The sequence below is a fragment of the Nocardia sp. NPDC051990 genome (assembly GCF_040680755.1).
Lineage (GTDB): Bacteria > Actinomycetota > Actinomycetes > Mycobacteriales > Mycobacteriaceae > Nocardia.
Genome location: NZ_JBFAXH010000005.1, coordinates 275,324 through 297,971 on the forward strand (window position 1 = coordinate 275,324; position 22,648 = coordinate 297,971).

General features: G+C 66.6%; 19 protein-coding genes. 12 read left to right on the forward strand and 7 right to left on the reverse strand.

From position 1 onward, the window contains the following. Positions 1–7 precede the first annotated feature (7 nt). The 3 genes from cobO to AB0L63_RS13055 all read left to right on the forward strand — a co-directional run bounded on the left by cobO (position 8) and on the right by AB0L63_RS13055 (position 2,796). Positions 8–622 (forward strand): cob(I)yrinic acid a,c-diamide adenosyltransferase, encoded by a 615-nt coding sequence (cobO, locus tag AB0L63_RS13045; protein WP_364498935.1) that lies wholly within the window; start codon positions 8–10, stop codon positions 620–622. Between the two features lie 166 nt (positions 623–788). Further along, positions 789–2,396: a cobyrinate a,c-diamide synthase gene (locus AB0L63_RS13050; RefSeq protein WP_364498938.1), complete on the forward strand. Its 1,608-nt coding sequence runs from the start codon at positions 789–791 to the stop codon at positions 2,394–2,396. Next, positions 2,383–2,796 carry a cobalamin biosynthesis protein gene (locus AB0L63_RS13055; RefSeq protein WP_364498941.1) on the forward strand — a complete coding sequence of 138 codons (414 nt, stop codon included), beginning with the start codon at positions 2,383–2,385 and terminating at the stop codon, positions 2,794–2,796. Before AB0L63_RS13050 ends, AB0L63_RS13055 begins: the two co-directional genes overlap by 14 nt. 221 nt (positions 2,797–3,017) lie before the next feature. Here AB0L63_RS13055 and AB0L63_RS13060 read toward each other — a convergent pair whose 3' ends face one another. From AB0L63_RS13060 to AB0L63_RS13070, 3 genes are all read right to left on the reverse strand, one after another. Then, on the reverse strand, positions 3,018–4,148 hold the full coding sequence (locus tag AB0L63_RS13060) for a hypothetical protein (protein WP_364498943.1): 1,131 nt from the start codon (positions 4,146–4,148) through the stop codon (positions 3,018–3,020). 8 nt (positions 4,149–4,156) lie between these two features. Then, positions 4,157–5,287 carry a phosphotransferase family protein gene (locus AB0L63_RS13065; RefSeq protein ID WP_364498946.1) on the reverse strand — a complete coding sequence of 377 codons (1,131 nt, stop codon included), beginning with the start codon at positions 5,285–5,287 and terminating at the stop codon, positions 4,157–4,159. Between the two features lie 315 nt (positions 5,288–5,602). Beyond that, positions 5,603–6,172 carry a TetR/AcrR family transcriptional regulator gene (locus AB0L63_RS13070; protein ID WP_364498948.1) on the reverse strand — a complete coding sequence of 190 codons (570 nt, stop codon included), beginning with the start codon at positions 6,170–6,172 and terminating at the stop codon, positions 5,603–5,605. Between the two features lie 114 nt (positions 6,173–6,286). Between AB0L63_RS13070 and AB0L63_RS13075 the strand changes: the two genes are divergently transcribed. Together AB0L63_RS13075 and AB0L63_RS13080 are read left to right on the forward strand one after the other, a co-directional pair. Beyond that, on the forward strand, positions 6,287–7,474 hold the full coding sequence (locus AB0L63_RS13075) for a carboxylesterase family protein (protein WP_364498951.1): 1,188 nt from the start codon (positions 6,287–6,289) through the stop codon (positions 7,472–7,474). 314 nt (positions 7,475–7,788) lie between these two features. Then, positions 7,789–9,141: a DoxX family protein gene (locus tag AB0L63_RS13080; protein ID WP_364498954.1), complete on the forward strand. Its 1,353-nt coding sequence runs from the start codon at positions 7,789–7,791 to the stop codon at positions 9,139–9,141. Positions 9,142–9,163: 22 nt separating this feature from the next. On the opposite strand, the gene AB0L63_RS13085 is transcribed toward AB0L63_RS13080, so the two are convergent. Then, a complete protein-coding gene (locus AB0L63_RS13085) occupies positions 9,164–9,634 on the reverse strand; it encodes a nucleoside deaminase (protein ID WP_364498957.1) in 471 nt (156 codons plus the stop codon). 282 nt (positions 9,635–9,916) lie between these two features. Here AB0L63_RS13085 and cobA point away from each other — a divergent pair, with 282 nt between their 5' ends. From cobA to AB0L63_RS13100, 3 genes are all read left to right on the forward strand, one after another. Continuing rightward, positions 9,917–11,137, forward strand: coding sequence for a uroporphyrinogen-III C-methyltransferase (gene cobA / locus AB0L63_RS13090; RefSeq protein WP_364499203.1), 1,221 nt, complete (start codon positions 9,917–9,919; stop codon positions 11,135–11,137). A 230-nt stretch (positions 11,138–11,367) separates the two neighbouring features. Further along, positions 11,368–12,918 carry an MFS transporter gene (locus AB0L63_RS13095; RefSeq protein ID WP_364498960.1) on the forward strand — a complete coding sequence of 517 codons (1,551 nt, stop codon included), beginning with the start codon at positions 11,368–11,370 and terminating at the stop codon, positions 12,916–12,918. 2 nt (positions 12,919–12,920) lie between these two features. Further along, positions 12,921–14,402 (forward strand): MFS transporter, encoded by a 1,482-nt coding sequence (locus AB0L63_RS13100; RefSeq protein ID WP_364498963.1) that lies wholly within the window; start codon positions 12,921–12,923, stop codon positions 14,400–14,402. Between the two features lie 317 nt (positions 14,403–14,719). On the opposite strand, the gene yaaA is transcribed toward AB0L63_RS13100, so the two are convergent. Next, positions 14,720–15,463 carry a peroxide stress protein YaaA gene (yaaA, locus tag AB0L63_RS13105; RefSeq protein WP_364498966.1) on the reverse strand — a complete coding sequence of 248 codons (744 nt, stop codon included), beginning with the start codon at positions 15,461–15,463 and terminating at the stop codon, positions 14,720–14,722. Positions 15,464–15,598: 135 nt separating this feature from the next. Between yaaA and AB0L63_RS13110 the strand changes: the two genes are divergently transcribed. Both AB0L63_RS13110 and AB0L63_RS13115 read left to right on the forward strand, forming a co-directional pair. Continuing rightward, positions 15,599–17,353, forward strand: a complete 1,755-nt coding sequence (locus AB0L63_RS13110) for a proline--tRNA ligase (RefSeq protein WP_364498970.1) — start codon at positions 15,599–15,601, stop codon at positions 17,351–17,353. Between the two features lie 170 nt (positions 17,354–17,523). Then, positions 17,524–19,275, forward strand: a complete 1,752-nt coding sequence (locus AB0L63_RS13115; RefSeq protein WP_364498973.1) for an acyl-CoA dehydrogenase family protein — start codon at positions 17,524–17,526, stop codon at positions 19,273–19,275. A gap of 164 nt (positions 19,276–19,439) precedes the next feature. On the opposite strand, the gene AB0L63_RS13120 is transcribed toward AB0L63_RS13115, so the two are convergent. Both AB0L63_RS13120 and AB0L63_RS13125 read right to left on the reverse strand, forming a co-directional pair. Then, the gene (locus AB0L63_RS13120) at positions 19,440–19,874 is read right to left on the reverse strand and encodes a ferritin-like domain-containing protein (protein ID WP_364498976.1); all 435 of its coding nucleotides are present in this window, start codon (positions 19,872–19,874) and stop codon (positions 19,440–19,442) included. 118 nt (positions 19,875–19,992) lie between these two features. Further along, on the reverse strand, positions 19,993–20,622 hold the full coding sequence (locus AB0L63_RS13125) for a hypothetical protein (RefSeq protein ID WP_364498979.1): 630 nt from the start codon (positions 20,620–20,622) through the stop codon (positions 19,993–19,995). Positions 20,623–20,896: 274 nt separating this feature from the next. Here AB0L63_RS13125 and rimP point away from each other — a divergent pair, with 274 nt between their 5' ends. Beyond that, on the forward strand, positions 20,897–21,565 hold the full coding sequence (rimP, locus tag AB0L63_RS13130) for a ribosome maturation factor RimP (protein WP_364498982.1): 669 nt from the start codon (positions 20,897–20,899) through the stop codon (positions 21,563–21,565). Then, positions 21,562–22,593 (forward strand): transcription termination factor NusA, encoded by a 1,032-nt coding sequence (gene nusA, locus AB0L63_RS13135; RefSeq protein WP_364498985.1) that lies wholly within the window; start codon positions 21,562–21,564, stop codon positions 22,591–22,593. Before rimP ends, nusA begins: the two co-directional genes overlap by 4 nt. Positions 22,594–22,648 lie beyond the last annotated feature (55 nt).

A 22,648-nucleotide genomic window follows, 5' to 3' on the forward strand; every position in this document is an offset into this window, starting at 1 on the left:
AGTTTCGATGCCCAAGGGTGTGCCGGAGACGGTTCCGGATGATGGGCTGACCACGCGACAGCGGCGGAATCTACCGGTGCTCGCCGTGCATACCGGGCCGGGTAAAGGGAAGTCGACGGCCGCATTCGGGATGGCGTTGCGGGCGTGGAATCAGGGATTCGATATCGCGGTATTCCAGTTCGTCAAGAGCGCCAAGTGGAAGGTGGGGGAGGAGGCGGCATTCAGCACGCTTGGCCGCCTGCACGACGAGACCGGCGCCGGCGGGCCGGTGGAATGGCACAAGATGGGCGAGGGTTGGTCATGGACCCGCAAACCGGGCACCGACGAAGACCACGCCGCCGCCGCACTGGCCGGTTGGCGTGAGATCGCGCGCAGGCTCCAGGCCGAACAGCACCGCTTCTACGTCCTCGACGAATTCACCTATCCCCTCAAATGGGGCTGGGTCGATGTCGACGAGGTCGTCGAAACCCTGCGCAACCGGCCCGGCAATCAGCATGTGGTCATCACGGGCCGCGATGCCCCCGAAGCCCTTGTGGACGCCGCCGACCTCGTCACTGAAATGACCAAGGTCAAACACCCCATGGACGCGGGCCGCAAGGGCCAGCGAGGCATCGAATGGTGATCGCATCGAGCGGCGCATCGGTGCGGCCGGTATCGAGATGCCCGCTCGCCGGTCACCGCCCCGCGCTACTCGACCGCGCCACACCGTACGATCCGCACCCGTTGCCAGGATTCGCACTCCTGGTGGGTGACCCGCAGGAGTGCGGAAACCGAGGAGCGTTGCAGTCGTGAGCGGTGTTCCGGCGGTGGTGATCGCCGCGCCCGCATCGGGAAGTGGGAAGACAACGCTGGCGACCGGTCTGATCGGGGCGCTGCGGCGAGCCGGGCATCGGGTCGCGCCGTTCAAGGTGGGGCCGGACTATATCGATCCGGGGTATCACGGCTTGGCGGCAGGGCGACCCGGCCGCAATCTCGATCCGGTGCTCGTCGGCGCGGAACGTGTTGTCTCGCTGTACCGCCACGGTGCCCAGGGGTGTGATCTGGCGGTGGTCGAGGGCGTAATGGGCCTGTTCGACGGCCGCATCGACGAGAACCACGTCGCACCGATCGCCGAGGGATCCACCGCACAGGTTGCCGGACTGCTCAGCGCCCCAGTGATTTTGGTGGTCGACGCGCGCGGACACAGTCAGAGCCTCGCCGCCCTCCTGCACGGCTTCGCCACCTTCGATACCGCGATCCGCCTTGGTGGCGTCATCCTCAATCGCGTCGGCAGCGAACGCCACGACCAGGTGCTGCGCGCCGCCTGCGATCGGGTGGGCCTGCCGGTACTCGGATCGCTACCGCGCATGGCCGAACTCGAGGTCCCCTCTCGCCACCTCGGCCTCATCCCCGCGGTCGAACACGGCCCTGCCGCCACCGCCGCCGTCGAAGCAATGACCGACCTGGTCGCCGCCCACGTCGATCTCCCGACCATCGCGCGTCTCGCTCACTCGACCACCAGCGCCCCGGCGTGGGACCCGGCAACCGCGATCCGCGAAACCGCGGACGCGGCCTCCGCGCAGAGCACAGCTGCCGCGAGCATGGACGAAGCGATCGCCGCGGATGTGACCCGCGCGCATCATTGGAATGCCCACGCTGGCAACGGCCCTGCCGGTATAGCTCATGTAAACGTCGGCGACGGAGCGTGTGCGGCTGATGCGGTCGCGGAACGCGCGAGTCCTGCGATGTCGGCAGCCGCACGAGGCTCGGGTGTGGCTACGGCGGACGGGCTGGGTCCCGTGATCGCGATGGCCGGCGGGCCTGCCTTCACCTTCGGATATGCCGAGCATCGGGAGCTCTTGGCAGCCGCTGGGGCGCGAGTTGTGGTCTTCGACCCGATGCGGGATGAACTTCCCACGGGGACAGCCGGTTTGGTATTGCCCGGTGGATTTCCGGAGGAGCACGCGGCGGCGCTGGCGGCCAATGATCGGCTATTGGCGCAAGTGGCCGAGCAGGCTTGGGCCGGACTGCCGGTACATGCCGAATGTGCTGGATTGCTCTATCTCACCCGCTCGCTGGATGGCCATCCGATGGCGGGTGTAGTCGATGCGGCGGCCGAATTCAGCCCCCGCCTGACCCTCGGCTATCGAGATGCCGTGGCGCTGGCCGATTCTGTCCTATGGCGCGCGGGAGAACGGGTGCGCGGCCACGAGTTCCACCGCACCCGCCTTGTCACCACCGGCACCGAAACACCCGCCTGGGGCTGGCACCTCGCAGGCGAGCGCATCAGCGAGGGCGCTCTCCGCCACCGCGTACACGCCTCCTACCTCCACACCCACCCCGCCGGAAACCCCAGCGCCACCAGACGTTTCGTCGTCGCCGCCACCGACTACGCGCGCACCCGTGCCAGCATCTGACACCTCGGCATCGCCAACCGCCGAACCGATATCGCCGCAGGGTTGGGTTGTCGGCCTCGGGTTTCGGCCGGGCATATCGAGCGAACGGATTCTCACTGTGCTGCGAGAAGTGCTGGGCGACAAGCCCATTGCCTGTCTCGCGACCATCGATCGGCGCGCCGAGGAATCGGGAATTCGTGGTGCCGCCGCGCGTTTGGGCGTCTCGGTCCATGGCTTTACGGCGGCAGAGCTCGCCCAAGTCGACGTACCGAATCCCTCGGCACGCACCGAGGACGCGCTCGGCACCGCCAGTGTCGCCGAAGCGGCCGCGCTACTTACTGCCGACGGTCCGCTGGTTATCCCCAAGCGGACCGTCGACGGCATAGTGATCGCGGCCGCGCTCGCCTCGAATCACCACTGACGTAACAGGAGTCAGGGACTGCGCGACAGTTCCCATTTCGATCGGCAAGGACAACGAGCCGACGGTGAAGAACGACGGTGAGTAGGAAATACGATCGTGGATCGGCATGGTGCCAGGCATCCGGCGTGCCCGCCGGCGAGACAGTTCTCAGCCACCGGAAGCCCATCGTTTCGTCGTCGAGGACGGGTGGGCACACGCGAGTGCGTGCCCACCCGACAAGCCTACGGCGCGACCGAGCTCCAGTCGGCGAACCCGGTCGGATCGTGCCGCCCGAGACTCCCGTGTTCGAACAGGCCCCACCCCTCGGATTCCCCGCAGCGCGCATGCGCGACATGGTCGATGACTCCGAACGGGATGCGGCCCGCGATGGCCGGATCGGTGAGGTCGTAACTGCTGCTCGAAGACCAGCCGCGGCCCATCCAGCGACCGTGCAACCAGTCCGGATCCCCGCCATAGCCGCAGCCGACGTGCAAAGGGATATTGGTGACGGTCTGGATCTCGACCGCGAGCGGCTTACCGTCGGGGGTGGTCAATTCCAGCCTCGCGCCAATGGGATGTCGTGTGCCGGAACGGTATTCGATGTGGTAGCGCGGCCAGCCCAGCTGTTCGATGCGGCCGTCCGGGAAGATGCGGACGGCATCGTTGAGGGTACGCTTGCCGTCGGGCTCCTCCTGCAGGATGACCACGATGGCGAAATCGTCGAAGCGCAGCGGGACATACATCCACCAGAATCCGCCGGACGGTTCGGCGGCGGCCCGGCCCGGCGGCTCGGGTTCGCCGACCGGGCGGATGCCCCAGGAGCGGTCCCGGGTGCCCATCCAGACGGCCGGGTCGACGGTGAGGTCCGTACCGTCGACATGCAGCGTCCCCTCCCACGAGCCGACCTGCGCGAACCGGGTCGCTTGGATGATCGGGCGATTGCCGTTGAGGATCAGATGCGGTTGTTCCTCGACGGTGGGGAACGATCCGTGCCAGGTGAGGTCGAAGCCGAGGTCATCGTGTTCGCAGACCACCCGGACCCGTTGCAGCGGTTCCTGCACCTCGATGCGGTAGCCGCCGACGCGCAGGTCGACGCCGCGATCGCCGAGCGCGTCGGAGAAGCGGACCGTGCGCTGAACGTCACCACGCCGGACGCAGGCGTACGCGTCGATCACACCGAGATTCGGATACACCCCGCCGCCGGTGACGAAGAAGGTGCCGCCCTCGCGGTCGTGGCCGTTGAAATAGCTTCTGTCGTAGAAGTTCCGGTCGCTGCTGGCGACTCGGGCCATGGACAGGTGGGTCTGGTGGATGGGGTATTCGTCGAGGGGTGAGGGGGCGGAGCCTGCGGACCGACCATCGGATACAGCCATGATTTTCTCTAATCCCATTCGTAGGTTCCGTTGAGCAGGGCCTCCAGGCTGGCTCGGTGCATCACGTAGTCGTCGCGATCGGGGGTGTCGGTGTCCTCGCCGAAGTGGATCATCCGGCGCTTGACCCGGGCCATGACGATCGCGTGCCGCAGCGCGGCGTAAACGATGTAGAAGTCGAGATCCCGAACCGGATAACCGGTGATCGCTTCGTATTTCGCGACCACATCGGCGCGCCGCAGGAAGTCCGGCAGTCCGGGCTGATCGAAGCGGGTGGCGAGGTCCTGGAAGAAGCGGTGGATGAAGATGAGCCAGGCGATATCCAGTTCGCGTGGGCCGAGTCCGGCCATCTCCCAATCGAGTACACCGGCCGGGGTGAAGCCGTCGTACAGAATGTTGCCCGGTCGCGAATCGCCCCAACTCAGCACGTCCGGACCGGGGTCGGCGGGCCAGTGCGCGTCGAGCCAGTCGAAGGTCCGCTCGATCAGGGGAATCGGATAGCCGTCATCGGCCAGGGCCCAGCGGTACCAGTTGCGGTGCCATTCCACATGTCGGCGCAGTGCCTGACCGGGACCGTCCAGCATCGGGAATCGCGTTGTCGCATCCGGAATTTCGTGTACCTTCGCAATGATCTCGACGGTCTTCGCGGTCAGTTCGGCACGTTCGGTGGGACTCGCGTCGAAGAGCCAGCCGATGAACACATACGGCGGGTTGTCCGAGGGCGCCCGGCCCTCGATGCGTCGCATGACGAAAAACTTTGTGCCGAGTGGCTTCTCGTCGGTCTCCAGCCAGCACAGTTCGGGCACCGGCACCGCCGAGGCGGCCGCGACCGCGGCCATGATCTGGTATTGCAGCTCGAGGTCGTAGTTTTCGAAGACCGGGAATGAATCTGCCTCCGGTGTCATCCTGGCTACGAACGAACCGCCCTCGACGTGCCCGTCCACACTCCACTCGGCATCGAACAGCACCGTCGGGCTGGACATCCCCGCGCCCTGCGGCCGTGACAGCGCCGAGATCTTGGGCGGGTGATCCGCGTGGACCTTGCCGTCCAGCCACCGCGACAGGTTCCCGGCGAGGGCGTCGAGGTCCCGCTCGCTGACGGTCAGCTGCCGCCGCGCGGTGGGATCGGGATCATCGGCCATTCCTGTCCTCCTGACGCATTGCCTGCGGAAACTGTAACGCGTTCTAGTCGGTGCTTACCGTAGAAATGCACGAAGAAATCGAGCGATCCTCACTGGGTGATATTCGGTATTGACAATCCTTTACCGAAGTAATGGCGGCGGGCATCGCCTGAGCCGCGGATCGACTACCGGCTCCAGCGGCGGAAGCGATCTGGACCGCCGCAAGCCGAGGACGTCACGGCCGCGATCGCTTTTCCTCCGCGACCGTGGACGCACTTTGGTATCGCCGGAGGTCGGTTCGCGAGGAGACTCCGCCCACCTGGGCCGCGGTCGTCCTCATCGGTACCGATGGATGACCTGGTCGATCAATTGGCCGGCGGCGGTGTCGGTGCGGGCGGTGTCGCCGGTGATGCGGCGGTCGAGGACGAGGCCGCGGATGCCCGAGATCAGCAGGGTCGCCGAGGCTTCGGCGTCGGGTACCGCCGGGTCGATGCGGTGCAGAACCTGGGTGAGCGCCTCGACGAGGACGTCGACGGCGGCGCGGGCGTAGCCGGAGAACGGGCCGTCGGGCACACACGCCTGCCCGAGCACCTGCAGCAGCACCGTGGTGCTCGTGGCTCCGGGGCCGCTGGTGTTGGCGCTCCAGCTTTCGAGCAGTCGATGCCGCAGCGTCTCGGGGTCGCAGACGTCGGCGAAGGCGTTCTCGATGTCGGGGCGCTGGGCCGCTAGCGCGGCGATCAGCATCTGTTCCTTGGATCCGAAATAGTGCACCAGCATCCGCGCGCTCGTACCGAGTTCGGCGGCGAGCGGGCGCAGCGACAACCCGGCCAGGCCGTACTCGGCGATATAGCCGATGACCCCGGTCAGCAGCTCGGCACGGCGGGCTTCGAACAGCGTGGGTGGCACCCGTTGACTGTAACGACTGTTCCATGTAGACATTGTGCCCATGCATGTAACACTTGTTTCATATCGGATGTCGGCTCTTGGTCCGTCGCTCGACGAGGCCGGGAGCATGGTTCGATGACCCCGCCATCGGTGACCCGCATCGGGCCGATCCGCTACGCCCGCGCTGCCCGTTTTCAGCGCCCGGCGCCGGTTCCCGTGATCGAGGACGACACAGCGGGGCAGATCTGCCCCCAGGCCCCGCAGCGCCTGGCCGCGGCGATGGGGCCTTGCGCGGAACTGCCGCAGGGAGAGGACTGCCTCAACCTGGTGGTGGCCACGCCAGGATGTGACCACGCGCGCCGGCCGGTGATGGTGTTCCTGCACGGCGGTGCGTTCGGCAGCGGCGCCGGGCTGATGCCCTGGTACGACGGCACTGCCCTGGCCGGCGACGCCGACGTGGTGGTGGTGAGCGTGAACTACCGGCTCGGGGTCTTCGGCTACCTGTGCCTGGACGGGGTCAGCGAGCCCAACCTTGGGCTCTACGACCAGCTCGAAGCATTGCGCTGGGTCCAGGTCCACATCGCTGCCTACGGCGGAGATCCCGATAACGTCACCGTCTTCGGGCAATCCGCTGGCGCGCTGTCGATCCGGCTTCTCATGGAAGTTCCCGAAGCCAAGGGCTTGTTCACCCGTGCGATCCTGCAGAGCGGGCCCGCCGCCTACCTCGCCCGCCCACGCGACGAGGCCGAGGAGATCGGTGCTGTCTTCGCCCGCCACCTCGCCGCCGATGCGCGCACCGCGTCGGTGCCGGCGCTGCTTGCCGCCGCCGGGGAGACCGCGGCCGCGATGGCGCGTTCCGGCGCGGTGAGCGTGCCGCCGTTCTACCCCGTCCACGGTGCGGCCCCGGTTGCGCAGCTCGGTGCTACCTTCGCCGACAACGTCGCCAGGCTGGAGGTGCTCTGCGGCTGGAACGCCGACGATGCCTCAGCCTTCACCGGCCCTGGGCCGCGAGTGCAGGAGTTGACCCACCAGCTCTTCGCCGAGCCGATCACCGCCTTCATCGACCAACTCAACCGGTCTGGAGCCAACGCGCGCGGCTATCGATTCACCTGGTGGCCCGACGGCTCCCAGTTCGGCGCGACCCACGGCATCGAGTTACCCCTGCTGCTGGGTGACCAGCGGGCATGGCAGCGCGCACCCATGCTCGGCTCGGCTTCCTGGGATGACATCGACCAGCTCGGTCGTCAGATGCGCCGCGCTTGGGGCGAATTCGCGCGAACCGGCACGACCCCGCCACCACCACCGACCCTGCATTGGGTCTGAAGCCGAGCCGTACTCGACCGTCCGGCCGAGGTGCACCTCAGCCGGACAACCGAAGCCAGCCCTCGTGCCTGTCATGGGGTTGATGGTGCCCGCCCGCGCCCGCGATGCTGTCCTCGCCGAGTTCCCGGCACTCCGACCCGATAGTCCGGTCAACCGATCGCTGTACTGGACCGCCGCCGCTGGGATGTCATACTTTCGGCGTAGTCGCGTACACCGATGGACCGAGGGCGGATATCGGGGTTTTCCTGGAAGCGGGCGCGGCCGTCGCGCCGATACGGTCAGTTGACGTGGCGTCGTGAAGGTGAGGGATAGGTGTGAGTGCGGTCGGTACAGAGGTTCTCGATCGGGAAGACATCGTCGAACCGCCCGAGCAGCCCTCCCGGTGGCATCCGTTGACCAGGATCGCTTTTCGGTTCTCCTTCGTCTATTTCGGCCTGTTCTGCCTGCTGTTCACCCAGATCCTCTTCGCCTTCACCGGGCTGCTCGCCAGATCGCTGCCGGACAAGGCGGTGCTCTGGGAATTTCGCGCCTTGCGCCCGATCGTCGAACCGGTCGGACGACTGTTGTTCGATACCGATGTCGTGCTGCACGAGGATTCGGGTAGCGGCGATCAATACTTCATCTGGTCATTCACCTTCTGCGTACTGATCGCCGCGGTGGTGGCGACCCTCGTCTGGACCGTGCTGGACCGGCGCAGGCCGAACTATCGACAGCTACAGGCCTGGTTCCTGCTCTTCATCCGGATGTGCCTGGGCGGGCAGATGCTGTTCTACGGATTCGCCAAGATGATTCCGACGCAGATGTCCCAGCCGGCGCTGGCGAAACTGCTACAACCCTACGGTGAGTTCAGTCCCGTCTCGGTGTTGTGGAATCAGGTCGGGAGTTCACCCGCCTACGAAATCCTGCTCGGCAGCGCCGAAGTGCTCGGCGGCCTTCTGCTCTTCCTCCCGAGGACCGCGACGCTCGGCGCGATGGTGAGCCTGGTGAGCATGGCGCAGGTATTCGTGCTCAATATGACCTTCGACGTCCCGGTCAAGATCCTGTCTTTCCACCTCCTGCTGCTGAGCATGGTGCTGCTCGCGCCGCAGGCGCGCCGACTGGCGAATATGCTGGTACTGAACCGGCCGTCCGAACCCGCAACACAGCCGGATCCGTTCCGTAGCAAACGAATTCGCTCGATCGCGATAGCGCTGCAAGTCGCAGTGGGCGTGTGGATGTCACTGGGTTTCGCGCAAACCGACCTGAAGTACTGGAACGAGGGCGGCGGTGGCAGCCCGAAGCCGCCGCTGTACGGGATCTGGACGGTATCGGAATTCACCCAGGACGGTGTGCCGCTCGCGCCGCTGACCACCGACGAGACACGTTGGCAGCGCGTCGTTTTCGATATATCCGGGATGACCTACCAGAAGATGGACGGCACCCTCGTGCCCGCGGTTTCCACTGTCGATACCGCCGCACACAAGATCTCGGTGTCCGCGCCGTCGGCCGGGCAACCCGCCCAGATCGCCGACTTCAGCTTCGAACAGCCCGCGCCCGACCGCCTGACGCTGAACGGACAGTTGAACGATCGCCCGGTGACCATCATCTTGCAGCAGGTGGATCTGAACAGCTTCCCGTTGCGTGGCCGTGGGTTCAACTGGGTGCAGGACTATGGGTACTTCCGCTGAAATCCCTTGTCCGCCAGCATGATCAACCGTCAATCGCCCCGGTGACCGCGATATCTTCGTGCCAGAGCAGCGGTTGGGCGGCGATGAACTCGGTCATCAGGTCGACACAGCGCTGGTCATCGAGCACGGTGACCGCGACGCCGTGCTCGGCCAGCCAGTCCTGCCCGCCGTGGAAGGTCCGCGCTTCTCCGACGACCACCGCGCCGATCCCGAACTGGCGCACCAGCCCGCTGCAATACCAGCACGGAGACAGGGTGGTCACCATGATGGTCGAGCCGTAGTCGCGGCGGCGGCCCGCGTTACGGAACGCATCGGTTTCGGCGTGCATGCTGGGATCGCCGGACTGCACCCGGCGGTTGTGCCCGCGTCCGAGCAGGGTGCCATCGGCCGTGAACAGGGCCGCGCCGATCGGAATCCCGCCTTCGGCCAGGCCGCTCAGTGCCTCCTCGTAAGCCACCTCAAGCAGTTGCCGTGCCGATATCGCCTGTGTCACGGCTCCAACCCCGCCCCAACCAGGTGGCTGCCGCAACGCACGGTTCGGCGCGGGGGCAGATACCGCCCGGCGCCACCGAATTCATGGGCCGACGCACGGAAGGAGACCGTCTGCCGGGCTCCACGGCCGGCATGGTGTCCGTTATTGCGCCCGGATGGCGGGTGATTGCCGGGGACACGCACGCAGGACGTAGTCTCGAGCATTGTGCCGAACACGTCAGTACCTGCCGATGACCAGCCGGGAACCGACCCGGCCGAACGTCCCGCGAGTGATCCGAACTACCTGGTCGGGCTCGATCTCAATGGACGGCGGGTCGTCGTGGTCGGCGGCGGGACGGTGGCGCAGCGCAGGCTCGGGCTATTGATCGCCGCCGGGGCGGATGTGCATGTCGTCAGCCGCGAAGTCACCCCGGCCGTGGAAGGGATGGCTACGTCGGGGCAACTCACACTGACATTGCGCGCCTACGCCGACGGCGATCTGGACGGTGCCTGGTATGCGATCGCGTGCACCGACGAACCCGAGACCAATGCGGCCGTGGTCGAGGAGGCCACGCGGCGACGGATCTTCTGTGTGCGCGCCGATGTGGCGCGGCTGGGCACCGCCGTAACTCCGGCTACCGCGCGGCACGACGGACTGACGCTCGGTGTGCTCGCCGGCGGTCAGCATCGGCGGTCCGCCGCGGTGCGCAACGCATTGCTCGAGGCGCTGCAATCGGGTGTGGTGACCGATGATTCGACGCCGATCACCCCGGGCGTCGCACTGGTCGGCGGTGGTCCTGGCGACCCGGATCTGATCACGGTGCGCGGCCGCCGTCTGCTGGCCCGCGCGAATCTCGTTGTCGCCGACCGGCTCGCACCGCCGGAACTGCTGGCCGAACTCGGCCCGGACGTCGAGGTGATCGACGCGGCCAAGATTCCATACGGTCGGGCGATGGCGCAGGAGGCGATCAATTCCGCGCTGATCGAGGGCGCCAGGGCGGGCAAGTTCGTGGTGCGGCTCAAGGGCGGCGACCCGTATGTGTTCGGGCGCGGCTACGAGGAGCTCGAGGCGTGCGTCGAGGCGGGCATTCCGGTGACCGTGGTCCCTGGCATCACCAGTCCGATCTCCGTTCCCGCGGCCGCGGGCATTCCGGTGACCCATCGCGGCGTCACCCACGAATTCGTCGTGGTCAGCGGCCACGTCGCCCCCGATCATCCGGATTCCCTTGTCGACTGGCCCGCTCTGGCCCGCCTGCGCGGCACCATCGTCCTCATGATGGCGGTCGAGCGCATCGAACAATTCGCCACCGCCCTCATCGAGGGTGGCCGCCCGGCCGACACGCCCACGACGGTGATCCAGGAAGGCACCCTCCGCACCCAGCGCGTCCTGCGCGCCGACCTCGGCACTGTCGCCGCCCGCGTTCGCGAAGAGGCGATCCGTCCGCCCGCGATCGTCGTGATCGGCCCCACGGCAGGTTTTTCCGCCGATGCCGTCGAATTGCAGGCCGAGTCCTCGGCCGGATAACGCGACGTCGCATCGACCCTCGGATCATCGCGTCGGTGCGCCTGTGGGTTCGTTCCGGGTTCATCGGTGCCCGATGTGGCCCGCGACCGCCGCGCGATATCCGATGGCACAGCCACTCGGCTCCCGCAACTGGACGGTGTCACAACCGCCCAGTGAATTTCGCTATGACTCGGTGAATCGCACCTGCGGGAACGGAGAACTGGGTTCCGGATCAATTACAGTGGCTCATCGTGCTCGATAATCCCCCTGCGAAGACGCAGTATCCGGTGACGCAGCGGGCCTTTGGTCTCGCGATTCTCGTGCTGAGCGGGCTGCAGCTGATGGTTGTGCTCGACGGCACCGTGGTCATCTTCGCGCTGCCTCGGCTGCAAGAGGAGATGGGCATGACGAGCGCGGGCGGCGCGTGGACCGTGACCTCCTACGGCCTGACCCTCGCCGGGCTGATGCTGCTCGGCGGGCGACTCGGGGATGTGTTCGGTCGCAAACCGATGCTGATGCTGGGCGTCGGGATGTTCACCCTCGCCTCGCTGCTGTGTGGGTTGGCGCAGAGCCAGGCCATGCTGATCGCCGCCCGCGCGGTGCAGGGGGCGGGCGCGGCAATCGCGGCACCCACGGCATTCGCGCTAGTGGCAACGACTTTCGCGCCCGGGAAGGCGCGCAATCAGGCGATCGCGATCGTCGGCTCGATGGTCGGTATCGGCTCCGTGGGCGGTCTGGTGGTCGGCGGTGCGCTGACCCAGCTGTCCTGGCGGTGGGTCTTCCTGATCAATGTGCCCATCGGCGTATTGATCATCCTCGGTGCGCTGTCCCAGCTCGCGGATACCGAACACCACCGATCCGCACTGGATATTCGGGGCGCGGTGCTCGGCACCATGGCCTGCGCATCGATCGTGTTCGGCGCGACCGAGGGACCGGAGCTGGGCTGGGGCAGTCCGGCCGTAGTCGGCGCGCTGGTGGCGGGTGCGGTGCTGCTGATTGTCTTCGTGGTCGTCGAGCGCACCGTCGATGGTCCGCTGCTGCCGTGGTCGCTGTTCGACAGCCGCGATCGGGTCACCACCTTCTTGCTGATCTTCCTGGCCGGTGGCGTACTCGGCGCGATGACCTTCTTCGTCGCGCAGTTCCTGCAGAATGTGCTCGGCTACGGACCGCTGGTCGCGGGCATCGCATCGATCCCGTTCACCATCGGCATCGGTATCGGCGGCGCGCTGGCGTCCAAGGCGGCGCTGATCGTCGCGCCGCGCTGGCTGGTATGCGGTGCGACATTCGTGCTGGCCGCCGGACTGCTGGTCGGCTCGCAGCTCGACGGCAACGTGAACTACCTGACCACTCTGTTGCCGCTGTTGATCGTGATCGGCTTCGGTGTCGGCGTGGCAATGGTGCTCGGACCGCTGTGCGTGCTCGTCGGCGTGCCGCCGTCCGATATCGGCCCGCTGTCCGCGGTAGGGCAGATGTTCATGAATCTGGCGACGCCGGTATTCATCGGTCTGCTCACTCCCGTCGCGGCATCGCGCACCATGTCGATGGGTGGTCGCACCGGTAAGGCGGCGGATATGAACGAGGCCGAGATCTTTGCACTAGGCAGCGGGTACACACTCGTGCTCGCGGTCTGCTCGCTGGTCGCGGTCGTGGCGGGCTTCATCGCACTGACATTGCGTTATACGCCGAAACAACTGGCCGAGGCACAACACGCGCAAGAGGAATCGCAACGCACCGGCTCCATGCCGGTGGTGCCACGGACCGGACCGCTGCCCATCATCCGTCGCTCTGACTACAGTGACTGACTATGCCAGACAATCCCGCTACGAAGCCGTATCCGGTGACGCGGCGGGCCTTCGGCCTCGCGATCCTGGTGCTGAGTGGGCTGCAATTAATGGTCGTGCTCGATGGCACCGTGGTGATCCTGGCCCTGCCTCGACTTCAGGACGAACTGGCGTTATCGAGTTTCGGTAGCGCCTGGATGGTCACCGCATACGGTCTGCCGTTCGCGGGTCTGATGTTGCTCGGCGGCCGGATCGGCGACTCGTTCGGCCGCAAGCACATGTTCATCGTGGGCGTCGCGCTGTTCACATCGGCCTCGCTGCTGTGTGGAATCGCCCAGAACGAGGGCATGCTGATCGCGGCCCGCGCGATCCAGGGCACCGGCGCCGCGCTCGCGGCCCCGACCGCACTTGCCCTGGTAGCGACCACTTTCGCACCCGGCCGGGTGCGCAATCAGGCGATCGCGATCTTCGGCTCCATGATGGCGGTCGGGTCGGTCGGCGGGCTGGTGATCGGCGGTGCGCTCACCGAGGTGAGCTGGCGGTGGATCTTCCTGATCAATGTGCCGATCGGTGCGTTGATCCTGTTGGGTGCGGTACTGCGACTGCGTGAGACCGCCCACCACCGACTATCCCTGGACGTGCGCGGAGCTGTGCTCGGCACCCTTGCCTGCGTGTCCCTGGTTTTCGGTGCGACCGAAGGGCCCGAAATCGGCTGGGACAGTCCGGTCATCATCGGTTCGATTGTCGCCGGTCTGGTGTTGTTGATCGTCTTCGTCTTCGCCGAGCGGTGGGTGGACAACCCGCTGCTGCCCTGGTCGCTCTTCGATAAGCGCGATCGGGTCACCACGTTCGGCGCCATCTTCCTGGCCAGCGCAGTGTTCGCCGCTACCACCTATTTCGCGGGCCTGTTCGTTCAGAATGTCGTCGGCTACAGCCCGCTCGTCGCCGGGGTCGCGTTCATCCCGTTCACCATCGCCGCCGGTATCGGCACCGCCGCGGCGTCGCGGCTGGCGATGACGGTCGCGCCGCGCTGGTTGCTCAGCGGTGCCGCGGCGACGCTGGTCATCGGATTGCTGTTCGGCTCGAAGCTCGAACGGGAGGTGTCGTACTGGCCGACCCTGGCGCTGCTGTTCATTGTGATCGGGTTCGGCATCGGTGTCGCCGTGGTGATCGTCCCGCTGTGCATAGTGGTCGGTGTCGCGCCGCAGAATATCGGGCCGCTCGCCGCGGTCGGCCAGATGTTCATGAACCTCGGTACCCCCTTCGCGATCGGTTTGCTCGCGCCGGTCGCCGCATCCCGCACGCTGGCGCTCGGCGGCCGCACGGGTAAGCCCATCGATATGACGCCCGCGGAGTTGGATGCACTCGGAAGTGGTTACACGCTCGTACTTCTCATCACCGCCGTCGGCGCACTTGTGGTGGGACTGGTGGCACTGACATTGCGCTATACGGCGGCCGAGGTCGGCCAGGCGCAACATGCGCGGGAAGAGGCCGAGCTGGGCTGAACCCCGCCCGGCCACGAGCTCACAGGCGACCGGCGACCTTGCGCGGAGTCACACGGACGATGACGCGGGGTCCGTCGTTGACGGAAGCGGGCACCGTTTATCGCCAGCGGAAGGTAGTGCACGCGTCGGGTCGACAACCCAGCGCCGCTGCCCTGGCCGGTGCATCGCGTTCGTCGCGGACGCGGCCGTTGACCATATCGTCGATGAGTCGCCGAAGCCCTCCCCTTCTGAAAGCACGCCGCCACCCCCGCCCCTACCGAAAAAATCCGCACTGCCCTCGCCGCCGCCCGCCGCTAGCCGCCTGGCTGTGCGCCAGCTCAGGTGATGATGAGGAGTTCGGTGGGGGAGGCTATTTCGGTGCGGAGGCCGGATTTGGTGGCGATGCGGGCTACAGCGCGGATGTCGGTGGGGTCGGCGCGGGTGAGGACGAGGGCGCGGGCGAGCAGGCCCTTGTGGTGTTTGTTGAAATGGCTCACCACGGTTCGGGAGCCGTCGGGGTGTTCGGTGCGGACATCGGCGGTGATGGCGCCGGCGATGCGGCCGAGCTGCTGGTAGGTGCCCGAGCGCAAGTCGATGACGAGTTCACCGGCGGCTTCGGCGACCAGGGCGTCGGGCAGGACATCGCGCCAGATGGCGGAAAGCGTCGGCAAGCCGGGAAGTTTGGCACCGCCGGAGAGTCGGTAGGCGGGGATGCGGTCATCGGCGCGGACGGCACCGAACAGGGCGGAGCCGATGCCGAGGCGGGCATAGGCCTTGGCACGTTGAACCTTGGTGAAGGAGCGGACAGCCAGTGCGTCGTACAGCACGCCGGTGTAGCGCTCCAGCGCGGGCCGGGTGGCTGACGTGCGCAAGCTCGCATTGCGCGCGATCTCGGTATCGGCCCCCTTGCCGAGGCCGAGCACCCCGCGCGCGGCCTCCGGATCAGCGGCCAGCTTGACGACCTCGCCGATGAGCCGGTCACGCACCGCGGTGAGCTGCGGCATCGCCAGCGACTCCAGCTCCAGCGGCCCCTCGGCTCCGCCATCGGACTTGGTTTCGGAAGGAGGCAGCAGCACCAGCACGAGCGGATACGGTACCGGCGTCGGTGGCCAGCGTGCGGACGCGGTAGCCGGCGTAACCCACGTAACGCCTCCGCCCATGCCGAAATGGGCCAATGCCTTGCAGGCATCATCCGGCCAGCGACTACCCTGTCGTCCGTGATCACCCGCCTCTCCCACCTGTTCCTGCGTACCCTGCGCGACGATCCCGCCGACGCCGAGGTGCCCAGTCACAAACTCCTCGTCCGCGCCGGATATGTGCGGCGCATCGCCCCGGGCGTGTACTCGTGGCTGCCGCTGGGCCTGCGGGTGCTGCGGCGGGTCGAGCAGGTCGTGCGGGAAGAGATGAACGCCATCGGCGCACAGGAGATCTCGCTGCCCGCGCTGCTCCCGCGCGAGCCGTACGAGACCACCAACCGGTGGACCGAATACGGCGACAGCCTGTTCCGACTGCAGGACCGCAAGCGTGCGGACTATCTGCTCGGGCCGACGCACGAGGAGCTGTTCGCGCTCACCGTGAAGGGTGAATACAACTCGTACAAGGATCTCCCGGTCACGCTGTACCAGATCCAGACCAAATACCGCGATGAGGAGCGTCCCCGCGCGGGCATCTTGCGCGGGCGCGAATTCATCATGAAGGACTCCTATTCCTTCGATCTCGACGAGGATGGACTCAAGGCCAGCTACAACGCGCACCGCGAGGCCTACCAGCGCATCTTCAACCGCCTCGAGGTCAAGTACGTCATCGTCGCGGCGACCTCGGGGGCGATGGGAGGTAGCGCGTCGGAGGAATTCCTCGCCGACAGTCCGGTCGGCGAGGACACCTATGTCGTGTGCCGGGAGTCCGGCTACGCCGCGAATGTGGAAGCGGTGGTCACGCCTGCTGCCGAACCGCGTCCCATCGAGGGCCTGTCCGCGGCCATCGTCCACGACACCCCGAATACCCCGACCATCGCGTCGCTGGTGGATTGGGCGAACAGCGCGGGCATCTCCGAGCGCCCGGTCACAGCGGCCGACACCCTGAAGAACATTATGGTCAAGCTGCGCCACCCGGACGGCAAGACCGAACTGCTCGGTATCGGCATTCCGGGCGACCGTGAGGTCGACAATAAGCGCCTCGGCGCCGCGGTTGAACCCGCCGAGGTGGAACTGCTCACCGAGGCCGATTTCGCCGCCAACCCGTTCCTGGTCAAGGGCTATATCGGCCCGAAGGCATTGCAGGCCAACGGTGTTCGCTATCTGGTCGATCCGCGTATCGGCACCGGAACCAGCTGGATCACCGGTGCCGACGAGCCCGGCAAACATGTCGTCGGCCTGGTCGCGGGCCGTGATTTCACCCCCGACGGCACCATCGAGGCCGCCGAGGTGCGCGATGGCGATCCCTCACCCGACGGGCGCGGCGTCCTGGTGTCCGCGCGCGGCATCGAGATCGGCCACATCTTCCAGCTCGGCAATAAGTACACCGACGCCTTCGAGGTCGATGTGCTGGGCGAGAACGGCAAGCCGGTGCGGCTCACCATGGGTTCCTACGGCGTCGGTGTCTCCCGCATGGTCGCGGTGATCGCCGAACAGCAGCACGACGAGAAGGGCCTGCGCTGGCCGCGTGAGGTCGCGCCGTTCGATGTGCACGTGGTCATCGCGAACAAGGACGAATCCTCGCGTGCGGGCGGCGAGCAGGTGGCGGCGCTGCTGGATTCGGCCGGACTCGACGTCGTCCTCGACGACCGTAAGGCCTCACCCGGTGTGAAGTTCAAGGATTCCGAGCTGATCGGTGTCCCGCTGGTCGTGGTCGTCGGGCGCGGCTGGGCCGAGGGCAAGGTCGAGATCCGTGACCGCTTCACCGGCGAATCCGCCGAGGTCCCGGCCGATTCGGTGGTCGAATCGGTGCTCGCGCAAGTCCGCGGCGGACAGTAGGTTCGGCCGCCGACAACCGGTAGCGAAGCCCGGACGACTGCGACATTGCCGCCGAGTCGGCAGGGCTTCGCGCATTTCGTCCGGGCCTACGGTTCCGTAGGCACGATTTGTCGCGGACGGTAATCGGGGACCCGCTCCTGCCTGCTGTTACCCGCTGGTAAGTTAGCGGCATGACGAGCACCGACGCGTTGTTGTTCAACCCCGCCACTTACGATCCGAAGCAGTTCGACGCCGAGACGCGACGGCTGCTCAAAACCACCATCGAGTGGTTCGAGTCGCGCGGCAAGCGGCAGCTGCTGGCCGATGACGCGGACGCGGTGTGGGTGTCGGACTTCCTCGAGTTCGTCAAGAAGGAGCGGCTGTTCGCGACCTTCCTGACCCCGGCCGCCTATGCCGACGGTGACCCGAACCGGCGGTGGGACGGTGCGCGCAATGCGGCGCTGTCGGAGATCTTCGGCTTCTACGGTCTCGCGTACTGGTACGCCGAACAGGTCACCATCCTGGGCCTCGGCCCGATCTGGCAGAGCGATAACGAGGACGCCAAGAAGCGCGCGGCCGCCGACCTCGCCCATGGTCAGGTGATGGCGTTCGGTCTGTCCGAGCGCGACCACGGTGCCGATATCTACAACACCGATCTGATTCTGACGCCGACCGAGCCGGGCAGTGCGGATGCCGAGGCCGGAATCCTGTTCCGCGCCAATGGCGTCAAGTACTACATCGGCAACGGCAATGTCGCATCGATGGTGTCGGTTTTCTCCCGCCGCGCCGATATCGAGGGCGCGGACGGCTATGTGTGGTTCGCCGCCGACAGCCGCGACGACGACTACGAGCTCATCGACAATGTCATCCATGGTCAGCTGTATGTGAGCACCTTCGCGCTGCACGACTACCCGGTGACCGCCGCCGACATCCTGTCCACCGGTCCCGAGGCCTTCTCCGCCGCACTGAATACCGTCAATGTCGGCAAGTTCAACCTGTGCCACGGCAGCATCGGCATGGTCGAGCACTCGTTCTACGAGGCCATCACGCACTCCAACAACCGCGTTCTCTATGGCAAGGCCGTCACCGAATTCCCGCATGTGCGTATGAATTTCGTGGATGCCTACGCGCGCATCGTCGCGATGAAGCTGTTCAGCGACCGCGCCGTCGACTACTTCCGCAGCGCGAGCCTCGAGGACCGTCGCTATCTGCTGTTCAACCCGATGACCAAGTCCAAGGTGACTTCCGAGGGCGAGACCGTCATGACGCTGCTGCTGGATGTGCTGGCCGCGAAGGGGTTCGAGAAGAACACCTACTTCGCACAGGTCGCCCGCTACATCGGCACGTTGCCGCGGCTAGAGGGCACGGTGCATGTCAATGTCGGCCAGATCCTGAAGTTCATGCCGAACTACCTGTTCAATCCGAAGGACTACCCGGAGATCGGCACCCGGCTCGATGCGGCCGACGACGAGTTCTTCTTCCGGCAGGGGCCGGCTCGTGGCGCGGGCAAGGTGCAGTTCGCGGACTGGACCCCGGTGTATGAAAAGCACGCCGACCTGCCGAACGTCGCGCGCTTCTACGAACAGGCCCAGGCCCTGCGCACCTTGCTCACCACGGCTGCACCCGACGTCGACCAACAGCGGGACCTGGACTTCATGCTGACCATCGGCCACCTGTTCGCCTTGGTGGTCTACGGTCAGCTGATTCTGGAGCAGGCCGCCATCACTGGGCTGGACCGCGACATCATCGAGCAGATCTTCGACTTCCAGATCCGCGACTTCAACGCCCACGCCACCACCCTCTACGGCAAGCCCTCCGCCACTCCCGACCAGCAGGCATGGGCCGCATCCGCCCTGCGCCCGCCGGTCACCGACCGCCCCCGCTTCGACCGCGTCTGGGCCGAAGTCGCCGCCTACGACGGCACCTACGAAATGCGCCCGTAGCCACTACGGGCGCACCGTTCACCGCCGCGCGCGCCGGATCGAGCGCCACACATGAATCGGGCCGCCGCGTACGGATTTGGTGTGCCGCCGACGAGTTGGCGCGCCACGCACGAATTCGCTGACGAATCCGTGCGTGGCGTGCAAAAAGGTGAGCGGCGTATGGGTTACGCCTTGCCAGGAAAGGCGACTGTCGGTGGGGAGGCGCCGAGGATGGTTTGCCAGGTGGCCAGGCGCAGGGCGCATTCGGTGAGAGCGTCGGTGCCCATCCGGCGGATGGGATCGGAGTTGCCGTTTTCGACGACCGCGCGCCAGGCGACGGCGGTGTCGGTTTCCATGGTGACGGCCAAGTTCGCCGCGGGGATCGGATCGTTCACCGGGAACGGCGTGGTGTAGGCGGCGTCCGGTGGTGGCACCGCGACTCCGGCCGCCTTCAATGCATCGATGGTGCTATCGCGGCGGGCTCGATGGGCTGCGGTGTCGTGGGCGACCAAGCGGGTGCGCTCGGCGGAGGCATACGCCGCGATCACACCGTAGGTGTATATCGCCGCGTATTCGGCGCGCAAGGCGTCGAGCAGGGCTTGGCGTTCGGCTTCGGTCATGCGCTCGTCTCTGCCTTGGGGAGTTGTATCGTGCGCCCGGCGGGCGGCGCGGTGCGGCATCCTGGGGCGGTCGCGTTCGCGTCCCCGGCCTCGGACAAGGCGTGGTGTCCGGCACAACTCATGCCAGCAATACCCCCGCCTGCGCCGCACACGATGCGCTGATCGAGGCCAATAGCCCTGCGCGATAACCGGATTGGGTGCGGGCGAGGTCACCCGCGGACTGCTGCGACTCGGCCAGGCGTGTGCGCAACTCGTCGATACTCGGCGGCGTGGTCGGCGATGTGGCTGCGCCCGATGCCGCGGGGGCGGTGCCGGAAGTGGGCGGGGTGAGTTCACGGGTGCGGTGTGCCGGGGTAGTGCCGTCACGGTAAACGCCGATCACACGGTTGATTTCGGCGCGCAGCGCATCCGCGTGTGCGGTGCGTTCGTCCGCGATCACGGTCAATTCGACATGTCGCTGCGGGGCCACTGCGATCGCCGCCGTCGCGGCGGCGGCATCGGCGCGCGCCAGGATCTCCTGTGCGGCAAGCGGATCGGGCTGATACACCGCCTCATCCGTGCATCCGGCCAGCGCGCCGATGGTTAGCGCGCCCATGGTCGTGCCGCCGGCCAGCCGCAATGCGGTGCGACGGTCGACGATGCTGGTGCGACCGACGCCAGCGCTGCCGGGCTGGGATCGGTGCCGGTCGATGGGGATGCCGGAAGTGCACCCGGCGCGCGGCGGCGGGGCGGGAAGGCGGATGGGCACGGCACTATCGTGCCAGACTCGCGCGGTACCGCCGACCGGGCGTCTACCGCGCGGTAGGTACGGTACCCGCGCGCCGTGTCGCGGGCGCGTGGCCAGGAAACTTGCTCGAGGCCGCTGGTCCATTACACTCTCGAGGCGCGTTACGCTAGATCTCCGGTAGAGAATTTTTTTTCGTAGCGACTGCTTGCAGGTCGCTCGAAAGAGCCAGGTAGCGACTGCTTGCAGGTCGCTCGAAAGATCAGCCGTCTGACAACTGAACCAGGAGTCGCCCCACATGCCCATGCCGACCGAGGAAAGGGTGAGCCAGCTCGTTGCTGGACTCGTCGAGCGCCGAGGATTCGACCTCGAGGGTGTCGAGATCTCGACAGCGGGCAAGCATGTGAATGCCCAGGCTCGGGTGAAGGTGATCGTCGACAGCGATGCCGCTGCCGATCTCGATACCATTGCCGGACTGAGCACGGAGCTCTCCGAGGCCCTCGACAATGCGGGTGAGTTCGGCGAGACGCCCTACCTGCTCGAGGTGACCAGCCCCGGCATCGACCGCCCGCTCACCACCGACCGCCACTGGCGCCGCTCCCAGGGTCGCAAGGTGCGGATCACGTTGCGCTCCGGCGCGGCATCGCCGGATCCGAAGTCATCAGACAAGTTCGAGGCCAGGGTCGGTGTCCTCACCGATGACACGGTGGCGCTGGTGCTCGGCGGAAAGACCAAGCCGCACCGGGTGACGATTCCGCTCGCCGATATCGCCGAGGCGGTCGTCCAGGTGGAATTCAACCCGCCCGCCGCACGGGAACTGGAACTCGCGGGCGGAGTCGCGCCCGGTCGCCCGCGACCGGGGCATGAGGAAGCGGTGGACCTGACCGCAGATGTCCAAGGCACAACCGATGTGCCAATCGAATCAATAGCAGCATCAGATTCGCCGACCGAAGGGATCGTGGAATGAACATCGAAATCGAAGCCCTGCGCGCGATTGTCGCCGATAAAGGGATCTCGATCGAGACCGTGATCTCCGCGATCGAGTCGGCACTGCTCACGGCCTACCGCCACACCGAGGGGCACCAGCCCAACGCGCGCATCGATATCAATCAGAAGACCGGCGTGGTCCGGGTGATGGCGCGCGAACTCGACGCCGACGGCAATGTCATCTCAGAATGGGACGACACCCCAGAGGGTTTCGGCCGGATCGCGGCGACCACCGCGCGCCAGGTAGTGCTGCAGCGGCTGCGTGATGCCGAGAACGAGAAGTCCTTCGGCGAATTCTCCACTCATGAGGGCGATATCGTCGGCGGTGTGGTGCAGCGCGATACCCGCGCCAATGCCCGCGGCACCGTCGTGGTACGCATCGGCAGCGAACTGCACGGCACCGAGGGACTGATCCCGCCCGCCGAGCAGGTGCCGGGTGAGAGCTATGAGCACGGCGACCGCATCAAGTGCTACGTCGTCGGTGTCTCCCGCGGCCCGCGCGGCCCGCAGATCACCCTCTCGCGCACGCATCCGAATCTGGTGCGCCGACTGTTCGCACTCGAGGTGCCCGAAATCGCCGACGGTTCGGTCGAGATCGTCGCGGTCGCCCGCGAGGCCGGACACCGCTCCAAGATCGCGGTGCGCACCACCGTGCCCGGCGTCAATGCCAAGGGTGCGTGCATCGGCCCGATGGGTCAGCGCGTGCGCAATGTGATGAGCGAATTGGCGGGGGAGAAGATCGACATCATCGATTACGCGGATGATCCGGCGACCTTCGTCGGGAATGCGCTGTCCCCGTCGAAAGTTGTATCGGTCACGATCGTGGATCCCGAAGCCCGCGCCGCGCGTGTGGTCGTCCCGGACTTCCAGCTCTCGCTCGCGATCGGCAAGGAAGGGCAGAACGCCAGGTTGGCGGCCCGGCTGACCGGTTGGCGCATCGATATCCGCAGCGATGCCACCCCGGATGCGGGCAGCGGCAGTCTGCGGACGGAGGCGCATCGCAGTTGACCGATTCCCGCGAATCGAGCCCTCGGAATGGCAGGTTCGTAACTTCGACGGGGGC